Genomic DNA, 11,726 nt, shown 5'->3' on the forward strand with positions numbered 1-11,726 from the left:
CCTACTCCCTCATTTATAGACATCTCCAATAATAAAAAATAAATCAATTATTTCCCCATATTCCCTATTCCCTACTCCCTACTCCCTACTCCCTGATTTATAGACATCTGCAATAATAAAAAATAAAATCAATTATTTTCCCCTACTCCCTACTCCCTACTCCCTACTCCCTATTCCCTATTCCCTACTCCCTACTCCCTGATTTATAGACATCTGCAATAATAAAAAATAAAATTAATTATTTTCCCCTATTCCCTACTCCCTAATCCCTCATTTCAGAGACCTCTTGCAAAAGTTTTAATTAAATAAATTCAAGATATGAAATTTTTGATTCTCTATTCCCTATTCCCTATTCCCTATTCCCTGACTTCTGCAAGAAGTCTAAGGTAAAAATCTGTCTAAAGCTGACTTTAAAGCAGCAATTTCAACATCAATATCTCCATCTTGAGTCGCCCGAACAATACAATCAGATAAATGATTATCCAAAACCATACGAGCTACTCGGTCTAAAGCACCACGAACTGCAGCTATTTGTATCAACACATCAGGGCAAGGACGATTATCTTTAATCATAGTTTTAATTCCTCTAACGTGCCCTTCAATTCTTGATAATCTATTGATCAGACGTTGTAGAGATTCTTCACTATGAACATGAGGATGAGCAGAAGAGTGATGGTGATGTTCAGAATTTGAATCTGTCTGAACTGTATCATTAGCTGGCTGATTTTTTTGTTTGTCAGATATCACCATAAATTTATAGTATAATATAGGATTGTTAGCAATATTGTAACACCAAACCTACTAAGTTAGTCAATCAAATATTAGTGCTATGAAATTGTTGAATTTTTGTCGAATAACTACTAAAATAATATCTCAATTATTGGCCATCTTTATCGTTTTTACTTTTATAGTTGCTTGTCTACCAACAGTATCAGCAATGGCAGCTTCAAGAGTATTTGAAAGTTTATCTAGTCCTCAATTAGTAGCATTACAAACTTTGCCAGATCCGAGCAATACTAGAAATAGTAATAGCTTTGTAACAGCAGCAGTCAATAGAGTTGGTGCAGCCGTGGTTAGAATTGACACGGAGCGACTAATTACTCGTCCAAATAATCCTTTTTTTGAAGACCCTTTTTTTGAACGTTTCTTTGATGACAATTTAAGGGTTCAACCACCTTCGCAAGAATTGTTGAAAGGTCAAGGTTCAGGTTTTATTGTTGACTCGAAAGGCATAATTTTAACCAATGCTCATGTAGTAGATAAAGCTGACAAAGTTACTGTGAGTTTAAATGATGGAAGAAAGTTTATTGGAGAAGTAAAAGGAACAGATAAAGTTACAGATTTAGCAGTAGTTGAAGTTGAGACAAAAGGTGAAATTTTACCAGTAGCAGCTCTTGGCAATTCTGACTCCGTACAAGTAGGAGATTGGGCAATCGCAGTAGGAAATCCTCTAGGATTTAATAACACTGTTACTCTAGGAATTATTAGTACCTTGAAACGTCCTAGTTCAGCAGTAGGAATTCCTGATAAGAGATTAGACTTTATTCAAACTGATGCAGCGATTAATCCAGGAAATTCTGGGGGTCCCCTGTTGAACGATCTGGGTGAAGTAATTGGGATTAATACTGCAATTAGACCTGATGCTATGGGTATTGGTTTTGCTATTCCTATCAATAAAGCGAAAGAAATTAAAGACGTATTAGCTCGTGGAGAACAAGTACCTCATCCTTTTGTTGGTATTCAGATGATTACTCTAACTCCAGAAATTGCCAAACAAAATAATAGCGACCCCAATTCTGTTTTACTTTTGCCAGAGGTAAAAGGAGTTTTAGTAACGAAAGTATTATCTAATACTCCAGCAGAAACATCAGGGATGCGGATAGGAGATGTAATTGTAGAAATTGACAATCAATCAATGGTTAATTCTGAACAATTACAAAGGACTGTTGAAGCCGGTGGTGTAGGTGAAAAATTGCAGTTCAAAATTCTACGAAATGGTATAGAAAAAGAACTATTTGTTATGACTGAGCAAATGAATTATTAGAATGTGGTAATAGTAGGGGTGGGTTCCACGTTAAAGTTAATGGCGTGACACGACAAGTTAATAAACTGGCCCCATCCCCAGAGGTGTGACACGCCTAAAATGTGGTAATAGTACGGGCGGGTTCCACATTAAATTAATGGTGTGACACTACAAGTTAGTAAACCCGCCCCCAACCCAGTACGGTGACACGCCTAAAATGTGGCAATAGTAGGGACGGGTTCCACATTAAATTAATGGCGTGACACTACAAGTTAGTAAACCCGCCCCCATTCCGCGTTCAATCAATATCGGCATTACCCACTCATCAAATAAACCCGCCCTCAGATTTACTGCGTGGAGCGGGGCGGGTTTTGAGCAATTAACATCATGTACCAAGATTTTTGGTGAAACCCGCCCCTACAAAATCGGACGAACTCGCCGGAGAGCAATATCATCCACTACCGGGCGCGGGGCGGGTTTATCAATATCAATTGCTAATATACTAACGCTTTCGGCTTAACCTGCCCCTACCACTTCACAGAATAATAGGGAAAACGATTCGCTTTAATAAAATTTATCGCTGTCTCTGCAATAGCTGGAATTTCCATCAAGACAATTTTTTCTATCAAAAATGGTAAAGGAATTTGTCCGGGGGATACCTTTGTTTTGGGAACTCTACCCTGTTGGTCTACTACTGGACTTTTGGTCGGTGCGTTACGGCGCATTTGGTATTGACAGGTCAACCGTCGGAATGTCGTAAGCGCCTAACGCACCCTACTACTGACTTCAAACTTCTGACTTCTGACTTCGGAAGTGCCAGGTATCGTAGGAGAAAAAAAGAGAAGGAGTAAGGGCGAGGTCATTTGCCCCTACAAGTCATGGCGATCGCTTATCGACCCAAAGTTAGAAGATTAACTTATTCTGTTACCGCCTTCTAAATATTATCAAGACTTACGCATGAGGTAGGAAAAACTAAATGAGAGATTGCTTCCCTGTAGGTCGCAATGAGGAAAATATGTTTTAACTCATAAGTCTTATATCGTATTGAGCTGCTCTTAGGTCTCATCGAATTATTTTTACGAATATATCTTGTTTCGCTCTCTTAAGGCTCGTAGTTGGGCTTTAGCCCCTTCCCCTATAGCTTGGCTAAAGCCCAACTACAAACAAAGGCTTTATTATAAATAATTACCCGAACATAGGAGCTAATGTATAAAAAATATGAATAACAATCCCACTATCGAAGGTATCTATGAAGTCTGCATCGGTATTACCGAACCTTTGCCAATGATTCAATATTGGCAACAATTTGGTTATCGCATTGGCAAAACAGGAGAATTAACTTCTCCCACAGTTAATAACTTATATGGAGTAAATTCCAATTTACGCTCTATTCGACTCGATCATCAAAATGCCGATCATGGTTTAATTCGCCTGATGGTTTGGGAAAAACCCATAAATCAAGGTTTAGAAATGACTTCCATGAAAGTCTTAGGCAATCGTTGGGCGACAACCTTAACTACCGATGTTTTGAATATTCTTAATCATGTTGAGGATGGCAAGTTAGCAGGTTTGCCAATTAAATACACTTTTCCCCAGTGGGAAATAATTTACAAAACAGATAAAGGTCGCCCATTTTTCGATCCAGCAGTGGGAGTGCGGGAAATGATGTTATTGCAACCATTGACGCGCCAGGTGTTGTTTGAACGCTTCAATTACACAGTGCCAGAATATGGCAAAATTGATCGTGCCTCTACTTTAAAAACTAGCCAAGTTACTCATGCAGGAATGATTGTACAAGATGATAGTAAGAAAAGCTTGCAGTTTTATGAGGATGTGTTGGGTTTGTTGCGATCGCGCGATAACTCGGAAACTTCTTATGAAAGTTCACAAGCAGCTAGACAAATTTTTGAATTACAACCAGGAGAAAAGTTTACAGTTACAACTTTTGATGACCCGCGCTCTTCAACAAATTGGCAAGAAGCGCGATCTGGGAGAATGTATATTATTCGTTTTCCTGAAAAAATTAAGTTGCAGTCTGGTTTTGATAAGTCACAACCTGGTTGTTTAGGAATGTCTTTGTATACTTATCGAGTTAATAATATAAAATATTATTTTGACAGAATTAAAAATTCAACAGTGACACAAATTACAGATATTGTTAATAATGAATTTGGCGAACAGAGTTTTTCTTTTGTTGCTCCTGATGGTTATTTGTGGAATTTAGTTAGTAAGTAAGATGATTGTAATAGTTTTGTAGAATGGGAATCTTGCCTGTTCCTTTTAGCTAATCTTTTTAATTACAACGCTTTTGTTGATAATGAATTACAGTTAAGAGGTACTGATAGGTGAAATGACCCATTTCATCTTAATAATGGGGAGTTGTTTTTCTTATTTTTTACTCCCCTACTCCCTACTCCCTACTCCCTACTCCCCACTCCCTAAAGGAGCAGATAATTCTAATTGATAACGATACAATGCTACTGGGCGATTAACTGCTAAAAAATAATCGGGGTCTTGAGGTGATAAATAAATGGCTGTTATCTGATTTGCCTCAATTATTTCTCCTCTATCTTCATCGATAATATGATGATAATCTGTAGTTGTTTCTACCTCATTTAAGTAAATCATTGTTTCACCCTGAAATAGCTGCTGAGTTATTTCACAACTAATAAAATTATCTGGGTTTAATTGTTCGCTAGCCCGACTGGTAATAACTGAAACTAACTCTAGATTATCTGCCAAAATAGTTGTCTGGCGATTAGGATTATCTTGGTCAATTTTGACAGATAAAATTGCATCATCACCTAACAATTCTTTACCAATATTTAACCCATTAAATTCTCGGTCAGCTATAACTGCCTCTGGAGGTAAATCTAATTTTTCAATTTTGCTATTATTAATCACAGAATTCCAAGATGCAGGAAAATTTATTAATTTTTGTCCTGAGATTTCTTTGGTATTCAAGTTTGATTTCAGCTTAATAAATCTAACTTGAAAATTTACTGGTTGATCCAAATATTGACGATTATTTTCAAAACCTGGCGTGACAATTTCTGGAGCTAATGGAGCAACCATATCTATTAAAGTGCTTTTCACATTCCAATTTCCCTCCATCCAGTCTGGATAAATTAAATCTTTCTTAGCAGCACTAATTGATGGTTTATTTTCCCAGTTAGGAAAATTAGCAATTCTATCAGCAAGGGTTTCTGCTGCTGCATCATTAGTCCAAAGTAAAATAATTATAATTAAGCTTAAATTCAAGATTACTTGCCAAAAATTTTGATAAACTTTCATATATTTGTAAGTTATGTGGTTGTTTTTTTATTAGACAACTTACCTAGTATAGCATTGATAATTGTCAAAAAAATGGCAATTTAAAGAGATATTAAGTAGATTGACAAATATATTCCTGATATTATATCCTAGAATAGGATAGAATAAGCAAATAGACAAAATAAATTACCCACTAGAACCTAGTAAAAATTTGACAATTTGGTAGTGCTGTACAAGTAGTGATACTCGGATAAAAGGTTAATTATGGATCTTAGATTATTGTTTTGAAATCTAGAATTTAGGGGCTTTTCTGTTCCCAGTTAAGTGTTCCCAGTTAAGTATTCCCAGTTAAGTGTTCCCTCCCTCCAGCCTAAATCACTACATTTACAGGACTACCTACAATTTAAGGATTCATTGTGTGTAAAAAAAATTGTTTATTAGATGCTTAACTAACTAAAAATTATTTTATCTAGGAGTAATAACATGGGTTTAATAAATAAAATCAAGGCAGCATTTAAAAAACTACAAGGACAATCTCAGGAAACTTTAGGTGAAATTACAGGAGACAACAAACAAAAAATTCAAGGAAAGAAAAAGCAAATTGAAGCATCAGTTCAACAATCTGTTGAAAACGTAAAAGATCGAGTAAAAAAAATGATTGATTAATCCGCAAATTCTGGAAATTTTAAGGTTCAAAAATTTTTGATTTGAGAGCATTTTGTAGAATGCTCTCTTTTAATATTAGTATTCCCACATACTATAGCGTTACAGATTAAGGTTAGGACACTTCTAAATCCTGAAACTCTTTGACAGTCTCCTGTTCCCTGTTCCCTGTTCCCTGTTCCCTAGCGCGTAGCGCGATAAAGATTAATAATTATGCAAATTCAGATTCAAACATTTACAGTCCATAAAAGATTTCCTTTAACTATTAGTCGCGGAACTACTGCTGAGAGTACCAATATTTTGGTAAAAATACAACAAGAAAATATTGAAGGTTGGGGAGAAGCTTCACCATTTTCAGTAGGAGAAAAACCACAACCTACCACAATTTTACAACACGCTTTACAACAAGTTACCCCTGCTCTAGAAAAATTTAGTCCACTTGAGCGACAGCAAATTGAGCAAGTCTTAACAGAATTACAAATACCATCAGCAGCTAGAGCAGCTATTGATATTGCCTTGCATGACTGGGTAGGGAAAAAAGTAGGGTTGCCTTTATGGCGACTTTGGGGATTAGAACGCGATCGCATTGTGCCTATTTCTGTTACTATTGGCATCAGTACCCCGGAAGCAGCTAGACAAAGGGTGCGAAACTGGTTAGATTTTATTGATGCGCGGGTGTTGAAAGTAAAATTAGGTAGTCCCGAAGGTATTGAAGCGGATAAGGCAATGTTGATGGCGGTCAAAGAGGAAGCACCCCCTGATGCTTTGTTATATGTCGATGCTAATGGAGGTTGGAGTCTGAAGGATGCTGTCAAAATGTGTGACTGGTTATCGGAGGTTGGAGTTGTTTATGTGGAACAACCATTAGCTGCTATTTCCGCAATGAAAGATTTACCGCATCTTTATGAGCGATCGCCATTACCTATTTTTGTAGATGAAAGTTGTTTTACTGCCAAGGATATTCCTCAGTTGGCAGATCGAGTACATGGCATCAATATTAAGTTGATGAAGTCTGGGGGGTTAACGGAAGCGATGCGGATGGTTTATGTAGCCAAAGCTTGTGGTTTACAAGTGATGTTTGGTTGTTATTCTGACAGTTGCTTGGCAAATACAGCAGCAGCACAACTCGCACCATTAGCAAATTATTTAGACTTGGATAGTCATCTGAATTTGATTGACGATCCGTTTACGGGTGCGGTGATGGATAAAGGGAGGTTGTTGCCGAATGACTTACCAGGGTTGGGGGTTGGTGAAGTCAGAAGTTAGAAGTCAGATCATGTCCGCTTGAATACTTACACTTTTGTGGAAGGAAGGCAGAGGGCAGAAGGCACTTATGCTGTTTGTGTAGCATTCCGTAGGAAAGGGTTTCTTACAATTGTGACTTATATCATGTTCGAATAATCACTTATAATAAAGTTTTTGCTCGTAGTAGGGCTTCAGCCCGAACTGTAGATAGGGCTCAAGCCCTACTACGAACTGTAATTATAATAGACATCTCCGAAAATTAAAAATCAAATCAATTCTGATCCAGAAATTCTCTATTCTTTCTTCCTGTTCCCAGTTAAGTGTTAAGCGTTCCCTCTTTTCCGGAGATGTCTAATAACTATTTAACCGAACATAATATTAATCCTATACACGCTCCGATGCTACCGGACATGATATCAGATCGGGTTGTAATAATTAACCAGAATATAACAGAAAGGAGTGTAAGTATTTGTTGGGTTGCGCTGTCGCTTAACCCAACCTACAACTAAGAAATGCATAGAACCGATGAATCCGCGCAAACCTAACCCCCCTTCCCTACAAGGGAAGGGGGGAAGGGGGGTTTCAAAGCCTCTCTCCTCGCAGGAGAGAGGTTTGGAGAGAGGTTTTTATGAGTTTACAAACAGCTTCTAAACTTAAACTGTGAGAAAATCTGAACTGCTCAGATGATTAGTATTAAACCAGGGCAACTTCGCTAACACTTCATTAGTCGAAGTCTCAATAATCTTGTTGCCAGAGAAGGACAAGTCGTTGAAGGTTAAACCCCCCGCTAATCCAATCCGATCGACTCCGAGTTGGAAAGACTTGATTTTATCGGTTCCTTCTCCACTAGCGATAATAAAGGTATCGTGACCAAAACCTCCAACCAGAGTATCTGAACCTAAGCCACCCTCTATTAAGTCATTGCCAAAACCTCCAAATATCCGATCGTCACCATCTCCACCTGTGAGGGTATCATGGCCAAAACCACCAGAGATCACATCATGACCACCATCACCATCAATGATATCATTACCTTTCCAACCACCCAGTTTCTCATTAGCAGAGCTACCAAAAATTACATCGTCACTGGCTTTAGCGTTGATGCGATTGCCACTGACCATGCTCATCAGAATCACATCAGGATTAGGAGTCCCTTGATTGTTAGCCAGAATTAACTCAAAGGTATCACTGATTGTGCCACCATTGCCATCATCAGCTGTGACCGTGATGGGAGTAATGCTAGCGGAATTACTGCTACCAGAGATAATTCCAGTATTAGCATCAATACTAAAGCCGCTCGGTAAGTTAGATGCGGAATAAGCCAGGGTGTCGTTGGTATCAACATCACTGAAGTAGACACTGGTATCGAATGATAAGTTCTCGTTGGTTGAGATGATTTGGTCATCAATCTCTTGCTCTAAGATGGGGGCATCATTAACACCATCAATAGTAATAGTGGCAGTCGCTGTATCGGTTTCACCGCTTCCGTCATCAATGGTATAGGTGAAACTATCCGTGGCACTTTCTCCCACACCCAGACTTTCAAATTGACCGTTGGGATCGTAGTCGAATGTACCGTTACTGTTAACAGTTAACAATGCACCAGAATTGAGAGTGATTTCAGTTCCCACATCCCCACTCACACCGTTAACTTCTGTTACCGTTAAGGAGTCGCTATCGGCATCGGTATCGTTGGTGAGAACATTTCCAGAGGTGGCGCTATCTTCATCAGTGGTTACGGTATCATCTACGGCGACAGGAGGTTGATTGGTAACAACCGGAACGTTCTCCAAGAAAAAATTATTGCCAGTCAATCCCCCTAACAAAGCATCGAGGTCTCCATCTCCATCAAGATCAGCAAAGCTAGCAGCGCCAAAACTTTCTGGAGGTATTAGTCCAAAGGGGTTGATTTGGACAGTAGCAAAGCTAGGGTTACTGGCATCACCCGTGTTCTCGAAGAAATTAATCCTTGTACCCTCCTCAGCTATAAGAGCATCAAGGTCTCCATCTCCATCAAAATCAACAAAGTTGGGGTCGTTACGATCTCCCACAGTTGTGAGTCCGAAGGGGTTGAATTGGAAAGTAGCAAAGCTAGGGTTGCTGGCATCACCTGTGTTCTCGAAGAACAAAGTACTGCCGTAATACTCTCCCAAAAAAGCATCGAGGTCTCCATCTCCATCAATATCTGCAAAGATGGGGCTGTTACTAGATCCCACATTTGTGAGTCCAAAGGGGTTGTTTACAGCAGTAGCAAAGCTAGGGTTACTGGCATCACCTGTATTCTCGAAGAAAGCAATATTGCCAAAACCACTCCCCAAAAAAGCATCGAGGTCTCCATCCCCATCAATATCAGCAAAGGTGGGGTTGCTATCAGCACTCACATTTGCGAGTCCGAAGGGGTTGGTTACAGCAGTAGCAAAGCTAGGGTTACTGGCATCACCTGTATTCTCGAAGAAAGCAATATTGCCAACAACATTCCCCACAAAAACATCCAAGTCCCCATCCCCATCAATATCAGCCAAGGTGGGTTTGCTACGACCTCCCACATCTGTGAGTCCAAAGGGGTTGGTTACAGGAGATAAAAAATTCGGATCGGCCATGATATTTACTTACTCCAAATACAAAAAAATTCACGTTTGTCAAATTATGAATGGCATCAGTCGCCACTCGGTGAGTTACTATCCAACCCACCCGTTGAGTCTATTAAAGCCACCCCAAACTGTTCAAGGGTTCAGCCGGGGTATTGCCAAACGGACTCAGGGAGGCTGGATAGTCCAAACTTTGAATTTGTTGTTAGTCAGCATCAGTTCATTCACTCCAAATGTCTGTTTGAGTTTTGGGAGGTCGGGGACGTTGAACCCAGGAATTTACGAGTTTGGCACTCTCGGTTTTCTACAGGGTTTGAACCCCAACCCAACTGAATTTGAGGTGGTTGCCACTGTAATTTTTTTAAAGTCGGTTCTAATGCTTTCTCAGTTAGAGAACTATTTTGATAACTCAGCGTTAACTGTTGACATTGCTGTTGTCGGAGTTCACGTTCGAGATAAACTAACAATTTTGTGCCAATTCCCTGTCGGCGACACTCTGGTAAGACAAACAGTGAAATAATTTCCGCTGTTTCACGACTGACAAGTTCAGCAATAACAAACCCCACTAAAGACCCCTCCACCGCAGCAGAAATCCCAAATACTTCCCCTTTGGGCGGTTGGGTCTGCCAACGTTGTCTTAAACTGGGATAAGTCAGTGCATCGTAGTCCAGGGCATTGGCGCGGTTGAGGTTATAAACCCGTTGATATTTAACTGCGACTGGTTGTTTGGGTTGTTGTAGAGCTTGGGGTAAACCCGCTACTGGTGCCGACTTCCCAATACTCGGACGTTTGACTGTGGGTTTCGTCGTCACAATACCCCCGGAATTAGGAAACGTCACTAAGCGTTGAACTTCATCTCCTTGTAAACCCAAAGCTTCCGGTTGCCGAATATTGGGCAAAATCACAATATCGAACAATTCTTCAATTGTCTCTGCAATATGAACCCACTCCACAATTTGGCCTGTAGTTAAATTAATTACCATCACCCCACAATGGGCCGTATTTCCCTGGGCTTTCAACCGTTCTTCTAGGGCAAGTCCCGTAAAAGGCTGGGAACGCAGCTTCGATAAGCCCACAACAGCAAAGTCTCCCCAAAATGCCAACCCCCTCACAAACCCTGGACAAAAGGTAATTGGGGCAAATTTACCCTTGTCAATGTATCCCAGTTCTCCGGTTCCGGAGTTGAGAAGCCACAATTTCCCTTTGTACCAACGGGGAGAATGGGGCATCGATAAGCCTGTGGCGATAATTTCGTTTTGTTCAACATCAATAACAACCCCTCCATCCCGTCGATGGTTCCGCCATCCAGTAGCCGTATCCGTAGCACTACAAGCACTAACATATTTAGGTTTTCCGTCTACCATTGCCAAACCATTCAGGTGACAGCGGTCTTCGGAAACTAGCTTAGAAATAAACGGCGGTTGCCACAGGGGAACAAAACTATAGTTGGGGTCAAGAGTAGCGAGACAACTAAAGTCGGTATTGACAAAAACAATATTTTGTGCATCATCCAACACCACATCATGGACATTCAAATCCCCTGTGATGTAGGAAGTCCTAGGGACATAAAGGCGATCGCATTGTCCATACTTTTCTCCAGGTTCCAACAGATTCTCAAACTGCCACAATTGGTAACGGGTACTCATATAGAGTCTTTCCCCATCTGCATAAAGTCCCATAGGTTTATCAAATAGCCGTTCATGGAACTTTAGCCGCCCGTTGGTTTGACAACTGATAAAAAATAGGCGATTGGTTTGATAGGTGGTGAAAGCCAAACTGAGATGGTGTTTGGCCAGCCAGGCAGCAAATTGGGCAGATGTGGTAATCTCAAAGCTGGAAGTTTGGGCAGTCGGTTTGGGAAGTTGAGTCACTACTAAGAATTGACATACTCCCGACGCTCCCCTACGGGAGAGCGCGGGATTCTTCAGTCAGAA

General features: G+C 40.1%; 9 protein-coding genes. 4 read left to right on the forward strand and 5 right to left on the reverse strand.

The window, feature by feature from the left end; all coding sequences use genetic code 11:
- Positions 1 to 381: 381 nt before the first annotated feature.
- Entirely contained in the window at positions 382 to 750 is a 369-nt protein-coding gene (locus tag ACP6PM_RS19895; RefSeq protein ID WP_426587660.1) for a metal-sensing transcriptional repressor, read from the reverse strand.
- A gap of 79 nt (positions 751 to 829) precedes the next feature.
- On the opposite strand from ACP6PM_RS19895, the gene ACP6PM_RS19900 reads away from it, so the two are divergent.
- Positions 830 to 2,044 (forward strand): HhoA/HhoB/HtrA family serine endopeptidase, encoded by a 1,215-nt coding sequence (locus tag ACP6PM_RS19900; RefSeq protein ID WP_426587662.1) that lies wholly within the window; start codon positions 830 to 832, stop codon positions 2,042 to 2,044.
- Between the two features lie 506 nt (positions 2,045 to 2,550).
- On the opposite strand, the gene ACP6PM_RS19905 is transcribed toward ACP6PM_RS19900, so the two are convergent.
- Positions 2,551 to 2,748, reverse strand: coding sequence for a hypothetical protein (locus ACP6PM_RS19905; protein WP_426587664.1), 198 nt, complete (start codon positions 2,746 to 2,748; stop codon positions 2,551 to 2,553).
- Between the two features lie 493 nt (positions 2,749 to 3,241).
- Here ACP6PM_RS19905 and ACP6PM_RS19910 point away from each other — a divergent pair, with 493 nt between their 5' ends.
- Entirely contained in the window at positions 3,242 to 4,258 is a 1,017-nt protein-coding gene (locus ACP6PM_RS19910; RefSeq protein ID WP_426587666.1) for a VOC family protein, read from the forward strand.
- A gap of 189 nt (positions 4,259 to 4,447) precedes the next feature.
- On the opposite strand, the gene ACP6PM_RS19915 is transcribed toward ACP6PM_RS19910, so the two are convergent.
- On the reverse strand, positions 4,448 to 5,317 hold the full coding sequence (locus ACP6PM_RS19915) for a DUF6816 family protein (protein WP_426587668.1): 870 nt from the start codon (positions 5,315 to 5,317) through the stop codon (positions 4,448 to 4,450).
- Positions 5,318 to 5,779: 462 nt separating this feature from the next.
- On the opposite strand from ACP6PM_RS19915, the gene ACP6PM_RS19920 reads away from it, so the two are divergent.
- Complete coding sequence (locus ACP6PM_RS19920) at positions 5,780 to 5,962, forward strand: CsbD family protein (RefSeq protein ID WP_426587669.1); 183 nt, start codon at positions 5,780 to 5,782, stop codon at positions 5,960 to 5,962.
- 210 nt (positions 5,963 to 6,172) lie between these two features.
- Positions 6,173 to 7,225 carry a dipeptide epimerase gene (locus tag ACP6PM_RS19925; protein WP_426587670.1) on the forward strand — a complete coding sequence of 351 codons (1,053 nt, stop codon included), beginning with the start codon at positions 6,173 to 6,175 and terminating at the stop codon, positions 7,223 to 7,225.
- Positions 7,226 to 7,857: 632 nt separating this feature from the next.
- Here ACP6PM_RS19925 and ACP6PM_RS19930 read toward each other — a convergent pair.
- Positions 7,858 to 9,804 (reverse strand): FG-GAP-like repeat-containing protein, encoded by a 1,947-nt coding sequence (locus ACP6PM_RS19930; RefSeq protein WP_426587672.1) that lies wholly within the window; start codon positions 9,802 to 9,804, stop codon positions 7,858 to 7,860.
- A gap of 212 nt (positions 9,805 to 10,016) precedes the next feature.
- Positions 10,017 to 11,663 carry a TIGR03032 family protein gene (locus ACP6PM_RS19935; protein ID WP_426587674.1) on the reverse strand — a complete coding sequence of 549 codons (1,647 nt, stop codon included), beginning with the start codon at positions 11,661 to 11,663 and terminating at the stop codon, positions 10,017 to 10,019.
- Positions 11,664 to 11,726: the final 63 nt, after the last annotated feature.

It is taken from the genome of Dapis brunnea BLCC-M229, assembly GCF_050015995.1.
Classification (GTDB): Bacteria; Cyanobacteriota; Cyanobacteriia; order Cyanobacteriales; family Microcoleaceae; genus Trichodesmium.